At 19.9% G+C, this 19061-nt stretch carries 19 protein-coding genes; 8 read left to right on the top strand and 11 right to left on the bottom strand.

All coding sequences use genetic code 11. The annotated features are described in order from the left end of the window. Positions 1-20: 20 nt before the first annotated feature. Both erpA and rpsT read right to left on the bottom strand, forming a co-directional pair. The gene (gene erpA, locus GJT95_RS00310; protein WP_169785813.1) at positions 21-335 is read right to left on the bottom strand and encodes an iron-sulfur cluster insertion protein ErpA; all 315 of its coding nucleotides are present in this window, start codon (positions 333-335) and stop codon (positions 21-23) included. A gap of 61 nt (positions 336-396) precedes the next feature. Beyond that, the gene (rpsT, locus tag GJT95_RS00305; RefSeq protein WP_169785812.1) at positions 397-660 is read right to left on the bottom strand and encodes a 30S ribosomal protein S20; all 264 of its coding nucleotides are present in this window, start codon (positions 658-660) and stop codon (positions 397-399) included. A gap of 131 nt (positions 661-791) precedes the next feature. Between rpsT and ileS the strand changes: the two genes are divergently transcribed. From ileS to dapB, 3 genes are read left to right on the top strand one after another with little or no spacing between them, the layout of a single operon-like run. After that, on the top strand, positions 792-3590 hold the full coding sequence (gene ileS / locus GJT95_RS00300) for an isoleucine--tRNA ligase (protein WP_169785811.1): 2799 nt from the start codon (positions 792-794) through the stop codon (positions 3588-3590). After that, positions 3565-4050 (top strand): signal peptidase II, encoded by a 486-nt coding sequence (gene lspA, locus GJT95_RS00295; RefSeq protein WP_169785810.1) that lies wholly within the window; start codon positions 3565-3567, stop codon positions 4048-4050. The genes ileS and lspA overlap by 26 nt, the downstream gene beginning before the upstream one ends. Before the next feature lie 28 nt (positions 4051-4078). Beyond that, on the top strand, positions 4079-4855 hold the full coding sequence (gene dapB, locus GJT95_RS00290) for a 4-hydroxy-tetrahydrodipicolinate reductase (protein WP_169785809.1): 777 nt from the start codon (positions 4079-4081) through the stop codon (positions 4853-4855). Between the two features lie 80 nt (positions 4856-4935). Here dapB and rplY read toward each other — a convergent pair whose 3' ends face one another. Genes rplY through GJT95_RS00275 form a run of 3 tightly spaced genes read right to left on the bottom strand, consistent with a single transcriptional unit; the run spans position 4936 to position 7197 of the window. After that, positions 4936-5229, bottom strand: a complete 294-nt coding sequence (gene rplY / locus GJT95_RS00285) for a 50S ribosomal protein L25 (protein WP_169785808.1) — start codon at positions 5227-5229, stop codon at positions 4936-4938. Between the two features lie 27 nt (positions 5230-5256). Continuing rightward, positions 5257-6219 (bottom strand): 6-phosphofructokinase, encoded by a 963-nt coding sequence (gene pfkA, locus GJT95_RS00280; protein ID WP_169785807.1) that lies wholly within the window; start codon positions 6217-6219, stop codon positions 5257-5259. Positions 6220-6252: 33 nt separating this feature from the next. Further along, positions 6253-7197, bottom strand: coding sequence for a cation diffusion facilitator family transporter (locus tag GJT95_RS00275; protein WP_281352183.1), 945 nt, complete (start codon positions 7195-7197; stop codon positions 6253-6255). Between the two features lie 183 nt (positions 7198-7380). On the opposite strand from GJT95_RS00275, the gene glyQ reads away from it, so the two are divergent. Both glyQ and glyS read left to right on the top strand, forming a co-directional pair. Then, positions 7381-8259: a glycine--tRNA ligase subunit alpha gene (gene glyQ / locus GJT95_RS00270; protein ID WP_169785806.1), complete on the top strand. Its 879-nt coding sequence runs from the start codon at positions 7381-7383 to the stop codon at positions 8257-8259. A 29-nt stretch (positions 8260-8288) separates the two neighbouring features. Further along, the gene (gene glyS, locus GJT95_RS00265; RefSeq protein ID WP_169785805.1) at positions 8289-10364 is read left to right on the top strand and encodes a glycine--tRNA ligase subunit beta; all 2076 of its coding nucleotides are present in this window, start codon (positions 8289-8291) and stop codon (positions 10362-10364) included. Here glyS and dapA read toward each other — a convergent pair. The 6 genes from dapA to leuA all read right to left on the bottom strand — a co-directional run bounded on the left by dapA (position 10356) and on the right by leuA (position 16725). After that, positions 10356-11234, bottom strand: coding sequence for a 4-hydroxy-tetrahydrodipicolinate synthase (gene dapA, locus GJT95_RS00260; RefSeq protein WP_169785804.1), 879 nt, complete (start codon positions 11232-11234; stop codon positions 10356-10358). The two genes, glyS and dapA, sit on opposite strands and share 9 nt — an antisense overlap. 129 nt (positions 11235-11363) lie before the next feature. Continuing rightward, positions 11364-12035, bottom strand: a complete 672-nt coding sequence (locus tag GJT95_RS00255) for a nucleoside monophosphate kinase (RefSeq protein ID WP_169785803.1) — start codon at positions 12033-12035, stop codon at positions 11364-11366. A gap of 17 nt (positions 12036-12052) precedes the next feature. After that, the gene (gene leuD / locus GJT95_RS00250; protein WP_169785802.1) at positions 12053-12652 is read right to left on the bottom strand and encodes a 3-isopropylmalate dehydratase small subunit; all 600 of its coding nucleotides are present in this window, start codon (positions 12650-12652) and stop codon (positions 12053-12055) included. A gap of 11 nt (positions 12653-12663) precedes the next feature. Next, on the bottom strand, positions 12664-14061 hold the full coding sequence (gene leuC / locus GJT95_RS00245; protein WP_169785801.1) for a 3-isopropylmalate dehydratase large subunit: 1398 nt from the start codon (positions 14059-14061) through the stop codon (positions 12664-12666). 15 nt (positions 14062-14076) lie between these two features. After that, positions 14077-15165 (bottom strand): 3-isopropylmalate dehydrogenase, encoded by a 1089-nt coding sequence (gene leuB / locus GJT95_RS00240; protein WP_169785800.1) that lies wholly within the window; start codon positions 15163-15165, stop codon positions 14077-14079. Between the two features lie 15 nt (positions 15166-15180). Next, positions 15181-16725: a 2-isopropylmalate synthase gene (gene leuA, locus GJT95_RS00235; protein ID WP_169785799.1), complete on the bottom strand. Its 1545-nt coding sequence runs from the start codon at positions 16723-16725 to the stop codon at positions 15181-15183. A 281-nt stretch (positions 16726-17006) separates the two neighbouring features. Between leuA and ribD the strand changes: the two genes are divergently transcribed. From ribD to nusB, 3 genes are read left to right on the top strand one after another with little or no spacing between them, the layout of a single operon-like run. Continuing rightward, complete coding sequence (gene ribD, locus GJT95_RS00230) at positions 17007-18119, top strand: bifunctional diaminohydroxyphosphoribosylaminopyrimidine deaminase/5-amino-6-(5-phosphoribosylamino)uracil reductase RibD (protein WP_169785798.1); 1113 nt, start codon at positions 17007-17009, stop codon at positions 18117-18119. Between the two features lie 24 nt (positions 18120-18143). After that, complete coding sequence (gene ribH / locus GJT95_RS00225; protein WP_169785797.1) at positions 18144-18641, top strand: 6,7-dimethyl-8-ribityllumazine synthase; 498 nt, start codon at positions 18144-18146, stop codon at positions 18639-18641. Continuing rightward, a complete protein-coding gene (nusB, locus tag GJT95_RS00220; RefSeq protein WP_169785796.1) occupies positions 18642-19061 on the top strand; it encodes a transcription antitermination factor NusB in 420 nt (139 codons plus the stop codon). It abuts the gene before it with no gap.

The following is a 19061-nucleotide window of genomic DNA, read 5'->3' as shown; positions in this document are numbered from 1 at the left end:
GAATAATTCTAGTTTTAATATTAAATGTCAAAAGAATAACCACAATTACATTTATTTTTCATATATGGATTTTTAATAATAAATTTTGCTTCTTCAATATTTTCAATATAATCAATTATACTTCCTGATAAATATTGTAAACTTATCATATCAATAATAATATTTACACCTAATGTTTTTATTAAAAAATCACTTTTTTTTATAATTTTATCTAATATAAAATCATATTTAAAACCACTACATCCTCCACCTTTAATAAATACTCTAAAATTCATATTTTTATGATTTAAAGATTTTATTTTTTTTGCGGCTTTGCTTGTCAAAGAAATTAGCATATTAATTATATAATACCTATTAATTATATTAATTTTATAATTTTACATAATTTAATAATATTTAGATGATTTTTGTAATTTTACTATAAATTCTAGATTTATAACGAGATGCTTTATTTTTATGAATTAAATTTTTTTGTGCTTGTTTATCTATTATAGATTGCATTTTTCTAAACATTTTTTTAGATAATTCAATATTTTTTTCAAAAATAGCATTATTAACTTTTTTAATAAAAGTACGTAACATAGAACGATATTTTATATTATGTTGTCTATTTTGTTCTGCTTTTAAAACTCTTTTTTTAGATGATTTTATGTTAGCCATATAATATCCAATAATTATAATACTTATTATATTTTATTTTTATAAAATATTTACATAAAATATTATTATATATAATATTCTTAAATAAATAAAATAAAATTTTATATTTGAAATAAATTTCAAAATTAAAGATGATAAGTATGAAAAATAAATTTCAATTAAATTTACCAAAAACAAAATTTCCAATGAAAGCTAATTTAGCAACTAATGAATTAATAATATTAAAACAATGGGAAAAAGATAATTTATATAAAAAAATTTTGAATATAAAAAAACAAAAAAAAAGAAAATTTATTTTACATGATGGACCACCTTATGCAAATGGTGATATTCACATTGGACATGCTTTTAATAAAATTTTAAAAGATATTATTTTAAAATCTAAAAATATGAATGGTTATTATACTCCTTTTGTTCCTGGATGGGATTGTCATGGTTTACCTATAGAACAAAAAGTAGAAAAAATTTTAAAAAATAAGAACAAAAATTTTTCTAAAAAAGAATTTAGAATTGAATGTAGAAAATATGTTTTAAAACAAATTTCCAGACAAAAAAAAGATTTTATTAGATTAGGAATATTAGCTGATTGGTTAAATCCTTATTTAACAATGAATTTTAAAACAGAAGCAAATATTGTACGTACTTTAGGTAAAGTTATTAAACATAATTATATATATAAAGGAGTAAAACCAGTATATTGGTGTATAAAATGCATTTCTTCTTTAGCAGAAGCTGAAGTAAATTATATAAAGAAAAAAACATTAACATGTTATATTAAATTTACTATTGTTAATAATGATTTTTTTTCAAAAATTTTAAATTTAAAAATAAAGAATAATAATAATATTTCTTTTTTAATATGGACTACTACACCGTGGAGTATACCAGCAAATCAAGCAATTGTTATTAATCCAAAAATATATTATCAATTAATTAAAATTAATAAAGATATTATAATTATAGCAAAAAACTTAGTAAATATTATTATGAATAAAGCAAAAATTATAAATTGGAAAATTTTAGGAGAAATACAAGGCCAAAATTTTAAAAATTTATTAATATATAATCCTTTAAATAATAAAATTTCATATTTAATTATAAATAATTATGTTTCTGAACAATCAGGTACTGGTATTGTTCATATAGCTCCTAATCACGGATTAGATGATTATAATATATGTCATCAACATAATATAAAACCTATGAAAAATATTATAGATAAAAAAGGATTTTTTATAAAAGGTATTCATCCTAAATTAGATAATATTAATGTATTTTATTCACAAAAAATAATATTAGATATTTTAAAAAAAAAAGAGTCATTATTTTTAATAGATGATTATATACATAAATATCCATATTGTTGGCGTCATAAAATTCCAATTATTTATATATCTACCCCACAATGGTTTATTAATATAGATAAAGATAATTTTAGACAACTAGTAAAAAAATCAATTAAAAAAGTAAAATGGATACCTAATTGGGGATATAAAAAAATGTCTATTATGTTAGATAAAAGACCTGATTGGTGTATTTCTAGACAAAGAATTTGGGGCATTCCAATTCCTTTATTTATTCATAAAAAAACACAAAAAATACACAGTCATTCATTAAAATTTATTGAAAAAATAGCTTGTATAATTGAACAAAAAGGTATACAAGCATGGTGGGATTTAGATATTAAAGAATTTTTAGGTAATGATTCTATTTTTTATGAAAAAGTTACAGATACATTAGATGTATGGTTTGATTCAGGTTCAACTTACAATTCAATTATAAATCAAATTAAAGAATTTAAAAATAATACTATTGATATGTATTTAGAAGGAACAGATCAATATAGAGGATGGTTTATATCATCATTAATTATTTCATTCATCATACATCGTCATCCTCCTTATAAAACAGTTATTAGTCATGGATTTACTGTAGATAGTCAAGGAAAAAAAATGTCTAAATCTTTAGGTAATATTATTAAACCTCAAGATATAATAACTAATTTAGGTAGTGATATTCTTAGATTATGGGTAGCTTCTACAGATTATTCTAATGAAATTAATATGTCTAATGACATTTTAAAAAGAATTACAGAAATTTACAGACGTATTCGTAACACAGCTAGATTTTTATTATCAAATTTATATGATTTTAAACCAGATAAAAATATAGTAGAACCGAGTAAAATGGTAATTTTGGATAAATGGATTATTAATAAAACAAAAATTGTGCAAAATAAAATTATTAAATATTATAAAATATATAATATACAAAATGTTATTAAAGAAATAATACAATTTTGTTCTATAGATTTAGGTTCAATATATTTTGATATTATTAAAGATAGACAATATACATTTAAAAAATGTAGTATAGAAAGATTAAGTTGTCAAACTGCTCTATATATGATTCTTGAATCTTTAGTAAGATGGATTGCTCCAATATTATCTTTTACAGCTCATGAAATTTGGAATTATATTCCTGGGTTAAGAAGTAAATATATTTTTATGGAAGAATGGTATTCTAATTTATTTTATTTTTCATCAAAAGACATCATGAATAATGAATATTGGAATGATATTTTTATTTTTAAAAATGAAATTAATCAAATTATAGAATTTGCAAGAAATAAAAAAATTATTAAAAGTTCTTTAGAAGTAGATATAATTGTATTTGTAAAAAAAGATACTTATGATAGGTTATCATTATTAGGTTCAGAATTACGTTTTTTATTACTAATTTCTAATATTACTATTTTTTTAGAAAAAACAGAAATTAAAAATAAATTAATACAAAAATTTCAAATTATGAAATCAAAATATATGAAGTGTCAACGTTGTTGGTATCATGAAAAACATATAGTAAATAATATTTGTAATCGTTGTCAATTAAATATGACAGGAAATGGAGAAAAACGTCTATTTATTTAATATTTTGTTTAAAACAATAAAATATTTATTTAATATTTATATTATATTACTTATAATTATAGATTTTTTTAGTAAAATTTTAATTATTAAAAATATAAAATTATATGAATATTATTATATAAATAATTATATAAATTTTACTTATATACGTAACTATGGTATTAGTTTAGGTTTTTTAAAAAACAATAAAATTACTATTTATTTTTTTACAATGATAAGTATTTTAATTTTATTTTATATTAAATTTTTATTAAAAAATAAAAATATTCAGTTATCATATAATTTTATAATTAGTGGAATATTAAGTAATCTAATTAATAGAATTTATTGTGGTTTTGTAATAGATTTTATCAATATACATATTTTTAATTATCAATTTCCTATTTTTAATTTTGCAGATATTTTAATTTTTATTGGTTTTATTGTTATATTAAAAAATAATATTTTTCTATCATTTTAAAAATAATATATTTTATAGGTTTATATTTATGAATAAAAATCAAATTCGTTTAGCTATTGCAGGAATTAATGGGCGTATGGGGCAAAGTATTTTAAAACTATTAAATACTCAAACAATAAAAAATATTTTATTAAATGGGGTTATAGAAACAAAATCTTCCTTGAAAGAAAAAAAAAAAATTCTTTATAAATCTAATTTTTTAAATATTAAATCTAATTTGATAGACATCATAAATTATTTTGATATTTTAATAGATTTTACAAATCCTAAATCAACTATAGAACATCTTCATATATGTAAGTCATATAATAAAAAAATTGTGATTGGTACCACAGGTTTTAGTATACAACAAAAATTAATAATTAAGAAAATATCAAAAAATATAGCTATTATTTTATCTTCTAATTTTAGTTTGGGTATTAATATTTTATTAAAAATTTTAGAAAATATTACAAAAATTTTTTGTAAAAATAAATTAGAAAATAAAATAGATATAGATATAATAGAAAAACATCATAAAAATAAAATAGATGCTCCTTCTGGAACAGCTTTATCATTAAAAAATAATATAATTAAAACCTATAAAAAATATAATTTTAAAAAAAAAATTAAATGTCATTCTATTAGAGCTGCTGATTTATATGGAGAACATAATGTTTTATTTTCTTTTATTGGAGAACAAATTGAATTAATTCATAGAGCATCTAATAGAAAGTCATTTGCAGAAGGTGCAATTAAAGCTGCTATTTGGTTATATACAAAAAAAACTGGTATGTATAATATGAGTAATGTATTAAAAATATAAATAATAAAATTTTTATAAAAGGATTAAATAATTATTTATCTTTATTTTAAATAAAGATTTTGAATTTTTAACATTAATTATTATATAATAATAAAATCTATATGATATAGTTTATTAATTTTAAAAGGATGATATTGAATATTTATAATTTTTACTTTAAATAAAATATTTTTTTCATTTATTAAAGTTAATAAAATTTTTTTTTTAAAAAAATTTTGCAAATTAATATGAGTTATATCGTTATTATTTATAATAATAGGCAGTGTTTTTATTTTTTTACCATAAACAATTGCTGGAATTTGATTATTTATTCTTAAACGTCTACTAAAACTTTTTCCTGTCTTTATTCTTTTAAAAAATTGTATTTTATACATATTTATATCTCAATTTTAATTTATTAATTAATATAATTTTTTAGCAATATTTAATAAATCTTTTTTAAAAATTTTTTTCATATTTAAAATAGCATCTATAATATCATGATATACCATTTTATCATTTTGAGTTCCTATACATTTTCCACTATATCCTTTATATAATAATTCAACTGAATAAGACCCCATTCTTGATCCTAAAATACGGTCATATGCTACAGGAGATCCTCCTCTTTGTAGATAACCTAAAACTGTAGTTCTTGTTTCACGTTTAATTTTTTTTTGGATAAACCTGGCTAATTTATTAATATCACAAATAAATTCTGTAATCAATACTATTGCATGTTTTTTACCTTTTTCTATTCCTAATTTTATTTCTTTAACCAAATCTTCTTGATTATAATCAATTTCAGGTAAAACAATAAATTCACATCCTCCTGCGATAGCTGCAGCTAAGGTTAAATCTCCGCAGTATCTTCCCATAATTTCTATAAGAGAGATTCTTTGATGAGAAGTAGAAGTATCTCTTAATTTATCTATTGCTTCTACTATAGTTTCCAAAGCTGTAAAATAACCAATACTATAATCAGTACCTACTACATCATTATCTATTGTTCCTGGTATTCCTATACAAGGAAAACCCATTTCTGTTAATAATTTAGCTCCCATGTATGTTCCATCACCACCTATTACAACTAATGCATTAATACCATGTTTTTTCATATTATTTATAGCAATAGAACGTATTTTTTTATTTTTAAATTGAGGAAAACGTGCAGATCCTAAAAAAGTACCTCCTTTATTAATTATATCAGATACACTATATCTATTTAATTTAATAATATTATTATTATATAATCCCATATAACCATTATATATTCCAAATACTTCAATATTATAACTAATAGCAGTTCTAACAACACCTCTTATAGCTGCATTCATGCCAGGTGCATCTCCCCCACTTGTAAGAACACCAATTTTTTGAATCATAAAATACCTCAAAATGTATAATTTTATTAATAATTAATTTTTAAAAAAACCTCTATATTTTTCAGATACAATAGAATATGGATCTTGATGAATAATTATATCCGAATAAGGAAATTTTTTATTTAAAGCTTTCTCTATTTTTTTTGCAATTGAATGTGATTCTAATAAAGGTAAATTATCCTCTAATACTAAATGAAGTTGTATAAAACGAGTAGGACCTGATTGTCTTGTTTTTAATTGATGTGCTCCTTTAACTTTAGGCCAAGATGTTATTAAATTTATTATAATTTTTTTTTCTTTGTCTGGTAAAGATCTGTCTAATAAAGATTGTATTGCTTTATATCCTACTTTAAAAGAATTATAAAAAATAAATATACTTATAATTAATGCTATAAAAGAATCTGCTTTTTTTATATTTAAAATATTTAAAATCAAAGCTAATAAAATTGCCGTATTAATTAGAATATCTGATTCATAATGTATCATATCAGCATGAGTTGCTTGACTATTTGTTTCTGCTATAACTTTTTTTTGAAAAATAACTAATATTAAAGTTAAAAAAAATGAAATAATAATAACTAATATTCCTATTATAGGATAATATATTTTTGTAGGATGAGATATATAATATAAACTATTTAAAAATAAAAATATTGCTGTTCCACAAATAAAAATACTTTGAGCTAAAGCAGATAATGATTCAGCTTTGCCATGACCAAAAGTATGTTCTGAATCTGCTGGTTGTAAAGAATAATATATAATTAATAAATTAATTGTTGAAGATGTAATATCAATTAATGAATCTATAGATGCTGCTAACATACTTATAGATTTAGTTTCCCACCAAGCCAATAATTTTAATATTAATAGTATTATAGATAATAAAATTGCTAAATTTGTAGCTTTAGTAATTAATTTATTATATTCATTTTTTTCTTTTTTTAAAAAAATTTTATTATATATATCATTTATATTCACAATTAGTTCCTGTTATTATTTATAATAAAATAAAATAATTTTATTTTAAATTTTATTAATAATAAATTATTTTAACATTATTTTTTTCTATAAAAAAAATATGTTAAATTTTAATTTGTATCTTTTAATATAAAATAATATATAATGATCATGTTAAAATAAAAAATTTAATAAATTTGAAATATGAAAATATTTAGTGAAAAAACTTTTCAAGGTATGATTTTAATTTTAAAAAATTATTGGGCAAAACAAGGTTGTAGTATTATTGAACCAATTGATATAGAAGTAGGAGCAGCAACATCTCATCCAATGACATGTTTATACGCAATAGGTAATAAACCAATAAAAATAGCTTATGTACAATTATCTAGAAGACCTTCAGATGGAAGATATGCTAATAATTCTAATAGATTACAACAATATTATCAATTTCAAGTAATAATGAAACCTCCACCTTATAATTTTCAATTTTTATATTTTGAATCTCTAAAAAAATTAAAATTAGATTTAAAAAATAATGATATTCGTTTTATAGATGATAATTGGGAAAATCCTACTTTAGGAGCTCATGGGATTGGTTGGGAAATATGGTTAAATGGAATAGAAATTACTCAATTTACATATTTTCAACAAATGGGAGGAATAAATTGTGATCCAATTACAGGAGAAATTACTTATGGTTTAGAACGATTAGCTATGCATATACAAAATATAAATAATATATTTCATATAGTATGGAATAAAAATAAGAATAAATATATTACATATGGTGATTTTTTTTATAAAAATGAACTTGAACAATCTATTTATAATTTTGAATATACAGATATTAATTTCATTAATTTATGTTTTCAACAATATGAAAAAGAAATTAATACTTTATTAAAATTAAAACAACCATTAATTTTTCCTGCATATGAAAAACTTTTAAAAGCTTCACATTGTTTTAACTTGTTAGAAGCACGTAAATCTTTATCTCATACAGAACGACAAAGATATATTTTAAAATTACGTAGTATGACTAAATTAATTGTTATAAAATATTGTGATTTTATAAGTTAAAATTCTTAATAATTAGGTAATATAATTTTATGGATAATAACATTTTATTATTAGAGATAGGTATAGAAGAAATACCTGCTAATTATTTATTAAAATTATCTCAAACAATTTTAAAAAATTTTAAAAATGAACTAAAAAAAAATTATTTTACATATAAAACAATAAAATGTTTTTTTACTTCTAGACGTATTGCAATACAAATATATTTATTAAATGTGATACAAACTAATTTTCAACATGTAATTAAAGGACCTTTTGTAAATAAAGAAGAAGAAATTTTTACAAATAAACAAGTTAAGTTTTGGATAAAAAAATATAATATTAAAAATAATAATAATTTAATATATAAAAATAATTATATTTTTTATAAAAAAGAAATTAAAGGATTACATATTAAAAATTTATTATCTAATATGTTAATAAATTCTTTAAAAGAAATAGTTTCTTTTCCTCATTTTATGTATTGGGAAAAAAATATATTTAAATTTATTAGACCTATAAGAAATATAGTATTTGTTCTTGGAAAAGAAAATATTAAACAAAAATTGTTAAATATTCAATCTAATAATATTATTCAAGGACATAGATTTATGTGTGAAAAAACAATTATTTTAAAACATGCAAAGGAATATGAAGATTTATTATTTAAAGAAGGTAAAATTGTCGTTGATTTTATAAAACGTAAAAATATTATTCTTAATAATATAAAAAATATTACAAATAACTTGAAGGCAATTGTAAAAATTAATAATTATTTTTTAGAAGAATTAACTTCGATGGTTGAGTGGCCTGTACTTTTAGTAGGAAAATTTCATAAAAAGTTTTTAGTATTACCATCTAAAATATTAGAATATGTAATGATAAAATATCAAAAATATATTCCTTTATATGATAAAAAAAATAATTTATTAACTTCTTTTATTATATTAATAAATATTAAAACCGAAAATAATGAAGTTATTATTCATAGTAATGAAAAAGTACTTACTTCAAAATTTGAAGATATTAAATTTTTTTTAAAAAATGATTTAAAAATAAAATTTGAAAATTTTTTAGAAAAATTAAAAAATATTATTTTTCAAAATAAATTAGGTAATTTATTTGAAAAAATTATACGCATTGAAATGATATCTAAATTTATAACTAAAACAGTTAAAAATGTTAATTATTTAAATTGTATTAGAGCAAGTAGATTATTTAAATGTGATCTAGCAACACAAATGGTTTATGAGTTTCCAGAATTACAAGGTCTTGTTGGCATGTATTATGCTAAATATAATAAAGAAAATATAGATGTTATTATAGCAATTAAAGAACAATATCAGTATAAGAAAAATAATTTGATACCTAAAAATATTATTTCTTGTATTTTATTTATTGCAGATAAAATAGATACTTTAGTAGGAATATTTAGTATATCTTTAATTCCTAAAGGTAATAAAGATCCTTATGCTTTAAAAAATATTACTTTATGTATTATACAAATTATTATAAAAAATAAATTAAACATTGACTTAATAAAATTAATTAATTTTAGTTTATCTTTATATAAGATAGAAGATAATTCATATAAAAAAGAAATTATAACTAATATAATTTCTTTTTTATATGATAGATGTAAAAATTGGTATATTTTTTTAGGTTATCAAAAAAATATTATTACTTCTATTCTAGATAAAAAAATTAATAATTTAGTAATTTTAGATCTTAAAATAAAAGCATTAGATATGTTTTTTAAAATTGAAAAAAAACAAAGTAAACTTTTAATTTTAACTGATAAAAGAATTAATAAAATTTTATTTAAAAATAATATATATATAAATATTAATGATGATATTAATGTTTCTTTATTAGAATATAAAGAGGAATTTATATTATTTAATCATATACGTAAATTATCTAAAATTATTAAATATCAAATAAAAAATAATGAATTTTATAAAATATTATTAATATTATCAGAATTATTTTATCCAATAAATATTTTTTTTAATAAAGTAATAATTAATCATAAAGATGATAAAATAAAAAGAAATAGAATTTTAATTCTAAGTAAAATAAAAAAATTTTTATCTAAAATAACTAATTTAAGTAGATTATATTAATTTTAATTTTTTTAATGTTATTTCTAAAATTTTCTGATTACACTTTTTAAGTGGTGTCATAGGAAGTCTCATTTTATCACTAATAATTAATCCTAATCTTTTTGCTACCCATTTTATGGGTATAGGATTAGATTCAATAAATAATTGATTATGTAATATATTTAAGTGTTGATTTATTTTTTTTGCTTTAATAATTTTATTATTTTTCATATAAAAACAAAATTTTTTCATTTCTACAGCGGCAATATTAGCTGTAACAGATATAACTCCATCTCCTCCTAATAACATAAATTCAAAAGAAGTTTTATCATCTCCACTAATTAAAAAAAAATTTTTATTAATTAAATTTCTAATTTTATTTACACGAGATAAATCACCAGTAGCTTCTTTAATACCTATTATATTATTAATTTTAGATAATTTATATATAGTTTTTGGTAATAAATCACATCCAGTACGTGATGGAACATTATATAATATTTGAGGTAATTTTGTACTATTTGCAATTTCTTTAAAATGTTGATATAAACCCTCTTGAGTAGGCCGATTATAATATGGGGTAACATTTAAACAACCAATAATTCCTGAATTTTCAAGATTAGATATTATAGATATACTTTTAGATGTTGAATTAAATCCTGTACCTGCTATAATAGGTATTTTTTTTTTTGCAAAATCTAATGCATACATTATTGTACTTATACGTTCATTATAAGTACATGTAGAAGATTCACCAGTAGTTCCCATAATAACAATAGCTTTTGTACCACTATCAATATGGTAATTAATAAGTTTTTTTAAACTATTTTTACAAATATTACCTTTAATATCCATTGGAGTTATAAGTGCTACAATACTTCCAGTAAACATATAGATTATAATCCATATTATTTGTATTTCAGATTTACTAATAATATCAAATTTAAAATAAATAAACAAATTATTATAAATATAACTATTTAATTAATTCTTAAAATAAAAAATAGTATTTAATTAAAATTAAATTTTTTTTATTTTAAAAGATTGTAAGATATTATCTATTTGTTTTTGCACATCTACAATAGGTAATGTATTATAAATTTTTTTATATAAAATTTTATTTTTTAAAAATTCTTTTTTATAATATTTTATTAATGGTTTAGTTTGTTTTGAATATTCTTTTAAACGATTATTAATTATTATAATATTATCATCTGTTCTAGTTATTAATTTTTCTCCAGTAATATCATCCCTATCTTTTATTTTTGGAGGATTTAAAATAGTATGGTAAATTCTTCCAGAAGGTAAATGTATTCTTCTACCTATAATTCTTTGAATTATTTCAGTATTTGGAATATATAATTCTAAAATTATATTTATATTAATTTTTTCTTTTTTTAAAATATGAGCTTGTAAAATGTTTCTAGGAAATCCATCTAACAAAAAACCTTTATTATAATTTATATTAAATAGTTTTGTTTTTACAATATTAAAGATGATATCATCAGGAATCATAACTCCTTTATGAATAAATTTGTTTAATTTATTGGTTAATAATAAATTTTTATTATTTAATAAAAAATTTCTTATTATATCTCCTATAGAAATATTAATTAAATTATATTTTTCAGATATAAATCTTGCATAAGTACCTTTACCTACTCCTGGAGGTCCTAATAAAATTATACGCATTGAATAATTTTCTCATTTTAAAAAAATTTAAAATATGTTTTTTCAAATACATAAATTTCTTTAGAATATTTCATAGTTAAATCTATTTGATCTAAATTATTTGTAATAAAATTAATTATATCTTTTTTTATTTTAAAAGTAAAAGATTGATTATTTATAGTAATTGTTTTATAAATTAAGTTTATATAACAAATTATTCCAGGAAATTGTTTAATTATTAAAAATAATTTTTCAATAATACTTTTTTTTAAAGTAATTAATAATAATTTATTATTAATTGCATTATTATAAAATATATCTGCATAACTAGAAGAAATAATAGTATGGAAACCAAAATCTAATAATGCCCATGGGGCATGTTCGCGCGAAGAACCACAACCAAAATTTTCTTTAGTTAATAAAATTTGAGAATTTTTAAATTTTTTTTTATTTAGAATAAAATTAGGATTAATAATTTTATTTTTTTCATCCAAATATCTCCAGTTATGAAATAAATTTTTACCAAACCCTTTTTTACTATTTTTTTTTAAAAATTGTTTTGGTATAATAGCATCTGTATCAATATTTGAAATATCTAACGGTAATATAATACCATTATATTGAAATTTTTTTTTCATAATTATATATTTTATAAAGTATTAATATTAATAAAATAACCATATATAGCTGTTATTGCAGCCATAATAGGACTTACTAAATGAGTTCGGCTATCTCTTCCTTGACGTCCTTCAAAATTTCTATTACTAGTAGACGCACATCTTTCCATGGGTTCTAATTTATCATTATTCATAGCCAAACACATAGAACAACCTGGATATCTCCATTCGAAACCAGCATTTTTAAAAATTTCATCTAATCCTTCTTTTTCTGCTTGTTTTTTTACCATATTAGAACCAGGCACGACTATTGCTATAACATGAGAAGCAATTTTTTTACCTATAATAATATTTGCAGCAGATCTTAAATCTTCAATTCTAGAATTTGTACAAGAACCAATAAAAACTTTATTGATTTTTATATTAATTAATTTTGTTCCTTCATATAAATTCATATATTTTAATGCTTTTATAGCCAATTTTTTTTTATTTATATCTTTATAAGAATTAATTAAAGGAATACATTCATCTATACCTATAATTTGTTCTGGATTAGTCCCCCAAGAAATTTGAGGTGTTAATTCTGAAATATTTATATTAATAATTTTATCAAATTTAGCATTATAATCACTATATAATGTTTTCCAATATTTTTTCGCTTGTTGCCATAATTGTTTTTTAGGAGTAAACTTTCTATTTTTTAAATATTGAAATGTAATATTATCTGGTGCAATTAATCCTGTTCTAGCACCCATTTCAATAGACATATTACAAATTGTCATTCTAGATTCCATACTTAATTTTTTTATAACATTTCCACTATATTCAATAATATATCCATTACCCCCGCTAATGCCAACTTTTTTTATAATTGATAAAATTATATCTTTTGCTGTAATATTTTTAGGTATATTACCAGTAATATTTATTAGCATATTTTTAGCACGATTTTGTTTTAAAGTTTGGGTAGCTAATACATGTTCTACTTCAGAAGTACCTATTCCAAAAGATAATGAACCAAATGCTCCATGTGTTGAAGTATGTGAATCACCACATACAATAGTCATTCCTGGTAATGTGATACCTTGTTCTGGACCTATAACATGTACTATTCCTTGTAAAGGATGATGAAGATCATATAATTTTATATTAAAATCATGACAATTTTTAATAAGTGTTTCCATTTGTTTTTTTGCTATATATCCAGATGCATTAATATTTTTAATTTTCGTAGAAACATTATGATCCATTGTTGCAAATGTTTTATCTGATCTATAAACCTTTCTATTTTTATTTCTTAAACCTTCAAATGCTTGAGGAGAAGTTACTTCATGAATAAAATGTCTGTCAATATATAATAAATTATTATTTTTTTTTATATTACAAATAATATGTTTATTATATATTTTTTCATATAATGTTTTTCCCATATTATTACCATTAATCTATAAAATAGATTCCATAATTAATGTTCCCATATCATCAGTTGTAACTATTTTTTCTTTTGAGCTATTTATTGATAAATCTTTAGTTCTATAACCTAAATTTAAAACTTTTTTAATAGCATCTTTAATTTTTAAAGATATATATTTTTCTTTTAAAGAATATTCAATTAACATCGCTAATGATAAAATTTGTGCAATTGGATTAGCTATATTTTTACCTGCAATATCAGGAGCAGATCCTCCTGCTGGTTCGTATAAACCAAAATAATTTTGGTTGAAACTAACTGATGGTAAATTACCTATTGATCCAGTAATAATTGCACATTGATCAGAAATTATATCTCCAAATAAATTTGGACATAATATAACATCAAATTGTGAAGGATTTTTAATTAATTGCATAACAGCATTATCAATGTACATATGTTTTAATTTAACTGATTTATATTTTTTAGATACTTCTATTAAAACTTCTCTCCATAATATGGATGTTTGTAATACATTTGCTTTGTCTATAGAACATATTTTTTTATTTCTTTTTAATGCTATATTAAAAGCAATATGTGCAATTCTTTCTATTTCAAATCTTGAATAAATTTCAGTATCAAATGCATATTCATTCATTCCTTGACCTTTTCTACCATTTAAACCAAAATATATACCACCAATTAATTCTCTAATACAAATAATATTAAATCCTTTATTTAAAATTCTTTCTTTTAAAGGACTTAAAATATTTAGATTTTTATAAAAAAAAGAAGGACGTAAATTAACAAATAAGTTAAAATGTTTCCTTAATTTTAATAAAGAACCTTTTTCAGGTCTTTTATGTAAAGGCAAATAATCCCATTCAGGACCACCAACTGATCCTAATAATATAGCATCAGATTTTTCACAACCATTTAATGTTTCTTTAGGTAAAGGATCATTATATTTATTAATAGCAATTCCTCCTATATAATAGGTATTAATAATTATTTTTTTTTTTATATATTTTTGAATATATTCTAATATTTTAATTGCTTGTGTCATTATTTCAGGTCCAATACCATCTCCTGGTAATATAGCTATTTTAAATATATTTGACATAATTATCTCTTCTTTTTAAGATTTATTAATTTGTAAAATATTTTTTTGTACTTGATTAGATCTCCATATATTATTGAGACAATTAATAATTGATATAACTGAAGCTTTAATAATATCTTTAGAAAAACCTATTCCATTAAATATTTTTTTTTTATATTTTATTTTAACATTAACTTGTCCTATTGATTCTTCAGTTTGACTTTTAGCTGTTAATATATAATTGATTAATTTTATATTATAATTTGTTATTTTAATTATAGTTTTGTATATTGCATTAACAACTCCTAAACCTGTTGCTGATTCTAATTTACTTAATTTTCCACATTTTAATTTTATTGTAGCAACAGATATATCAGAATTTGATTCTACATTAAAATATTTTAATGTAAAATATTCTGTATTATTATCTTTTTCACTATTAAAAGCTAATGATTCTAAATCGTAATTAAATATTTGTCCTTTTTTATCAGCTAATTTTATAAAATTACTATATAATAAATTAATATCATAAGTATTTTTTTTATATCCCATTAAATCCATATGATATTTTATTGCAGCTCTTCCTGATTTAGAAGTAAGATTAAATTCTGTTTTATCTAAACCAATATTTCTGGGATTTAATATTTCGTAAGTATTTCTATTTTTTATTATTCCATCTTGATGGATGCCAGAAGAATGAGAAAATGCATTACTTCCTACAATAGCTTTATTTGTTGATATAGGAATATTACATATTTTACTTACCAGTTTACTGGTATAATAAATATTATGAATATTTATATTAGTATAAAAATCCATACTTTTTTTTCTTGTATATAATGCCATAATTATCTCTTCTAAAGCACAATTACCTGCTCTTTCTCCTATTCCATTAATTGTTCCTTCTATTTGTCTTGCTCCTGCATTTATTGCTGTAATAGCGTTACCTACAGCCATTCCTAAATCATTATGTGTATGTACTGAAATGATACATTTATCTATATTATTTACTTTATTTTTTAAATTAGAAATTATATTAAAATATTCTTGAGGAAACGTATAACCTACTGTATCTGGAATATTAATTGTTGTAGCTCCTGCATTTATTGCAGTTTGTACAACATAACATAAATCATTAATAGGTGTGCGGCTGCTATCTTCACAAGAAAATTCAACATCATCAGTATATTTACGTGCATATTGAATCATAAATGATATTTTTTCTATTACTTTATTTAAAGTAGTTTTTAATTTTGTAATTATATGTATAGGGGAAGTTGCTAAAAAAATATGAATTCTAAAATTTCCTGTTTTTTTAAGTGATTTATATACCATATCTATATCTTTTTTTTTACATCTTGCTAAACCACATAATTTACTATTTTTTATAATTTTTGATAATTCTTTAGAAGTTTGATAATCTATTGGAGATGAAATAGGAAATCCTACTTCGATAATATCAATACCCATTTTCTCTAATGCTAATGCTATTTCTATCTTTTCCTTAGTATTTAAATTAAATTTTAAAGATTGTTCACCATCACGTAATGTAGTATCTAAAAGAATAATTTGTTTTTTCATATAAATATCATCTCTTTCAATAAAATTTTTTAAAAAAATTTTATTTATTAATAATTAAAAATTTTTATTTAAAAATATATTTTATATAAATAAAATAATATATTCTAAGTATAGAAAGAATATTTATTCTATTACATTTATTTTAAATAAATAATTAATTTTTATAATTATTTATTTAATTTTATATTTTAGATATTTGTAATATTAATTTAGTATAATTAATACTATATATATTAAAATTATTAAAACATTTTATTATTAAATAATAAATTAAGGTTATTATGTATTTAATAGATGAATTTTATATGATGCATGCAATTAGATTAGCTAAATTAGGTGTTTTTACTACAACCCCTAATCCTAATGTAGGATGTATTATTGTTAACAATAAAAAGATTATTGGTCAAGGATATCATTTTAAAACAGGTGAACATCATGCAGAAATTAATGCATTAAAAATGGCAGGAAATAATGCTGAAGGATCAACAATGTATGTTACATTAGAACCTTGTAATTATACAAATCTAACACCATCATGTTGTATTGCATTAATTAATGCTAAAATTAAACGTCTTGTAGTAGCAACAAAAGATCCTAGTCCGAAAGTAAATGGTAAAGGATTAAAATTTTTACATAGTAAAGGTATTAAAATTACAAAAAATATTTTATCAAAAGAAGCACAAGTTATAAATTCAGGTTTTTTTAAAAGAATACATACAGGTATACCTTGGATCCAATTAAAATTAGCAACATCATTAGATGGTAAAATTGCATTATTAAATGGAAATAGTAAATGGATATCATCAAAAACTTCTAGAAAAGATGTTCATAAATTAAGAGCTAAAAGTACAGCAATTTTAAGTACAAGTAAAACTATAATTAAAGATAATTCTACTTTATTAGTTAAATGGAATAAATTAAGTTATAATATAAAAAAAATTTATCCTAAAAAATTATTAAGACAACCTATTAGAATTATTTTAGATAGATTAAATAAAATCAAGCCTACTGACAAAATAATTTTATTTCCAGGAAAAATATTATTAATTAAGTCAAAATATACTTTTGATAATTGGCCAAATTATGTAGAACAAATTATTGTTCCAGAAATTAATGGATATTTTGATTTAAAATATTTATTTAAAATATTAGGTAATAGAAAAATAAATTCTATTCTTATAGAAGCTGGAAGTACGTTATCAGGATTTTTAATTACTTATAATTTAATAGATGAATTAATTATTTATCTTACACCTAAATTATTAGGTAATGTAGCATTAAATTTATGTAATATTAATTCATTTATGAATATTATTAATGTTCCTCATTTTTATTTTAAATATATAAAAAAAATAGGACCAGATTTAAAATTAATATTAAAACCTATTAAATAATTTTTAAAGGATATAAATTATATTATGAAAATTATTGATGAAAATGTTATAGCACCTAATGCATTTATTGCTATTGTTATATCAAGATTTAATACATTTATAAATAAACATTTATTATATGCAACTATTGATGCTTTACAAAGAATAGGCATGGTACAAGAAAAAAATATAACTATTTGTTGGGTACCAGGAAGTTATGAAATAGCATCAGTAATACAATTATTAATACAAAAAAATGTATATGATGGTATAATAGCTATAGGAAGTATTATAAAAGGAGAAACATCTCATTTTAAATATTTATCTCAAGAAGTTTGTTCGCAAATATCTAATATATCAGTAAAAAATAATATTCCTATTTCTTTTAGTATTTTAACAACTGATAATATTGAACAAGCTATTGAAAGATCTGGTATTAAAGTTGTTAATAGAGGTACAGAAGCAGCTATAACTTTATTAGAAATGATTAATATATTTAAGTCAATAAAATTATTACATACAAAAAATAAAAAAGGAACTTAAGTGAAATTTACTTATAGATATCAATCTAGAAAATATGCTTTACAAGCTATTTATTCTTGGCAATTATCTAATAATAATTTTAGTGATATTCAATATTATTTTTTAAATGAATCAATAAAAAATATAAAATATATAGATGTTGATTATTTTAATGATTTAATAAATGGTGTAATAATAAATAGTCAATATTTAGATAATATAATGAAACCATTTTTATCTCGGAAATTATTTGAATTAGGACAAATTGAAAAAGCAATATTACGTATTTCAATATATGAATTAATAAATCGTTTAGATGTACCATATAAAGTTGTAATAAATGAAAGCATTCATTTAGCAAAAAGTTTTGGAGGAGTAGAAAATAGTTATAAATTTATTAATGGTGTTTTAGATAAAATGGCAAATAAATTAAGAATTTAA

Origin of the sequence: Enterobacteriaceae endosymbiont of Donacia crassipes (genome assembly GCF_012569785.1) — a bacterium.
Taxonomy (GTDB): Bacteria; Pseudomonadota; Gammaproteobacteria; order Enterobacterales; family Enterobacteriaceae.
The sequence above is the reverse complement of the archived record's forward strand: the minus strand, read 5'-3'. Positions and strand labels throughout refer to the sequence as shown.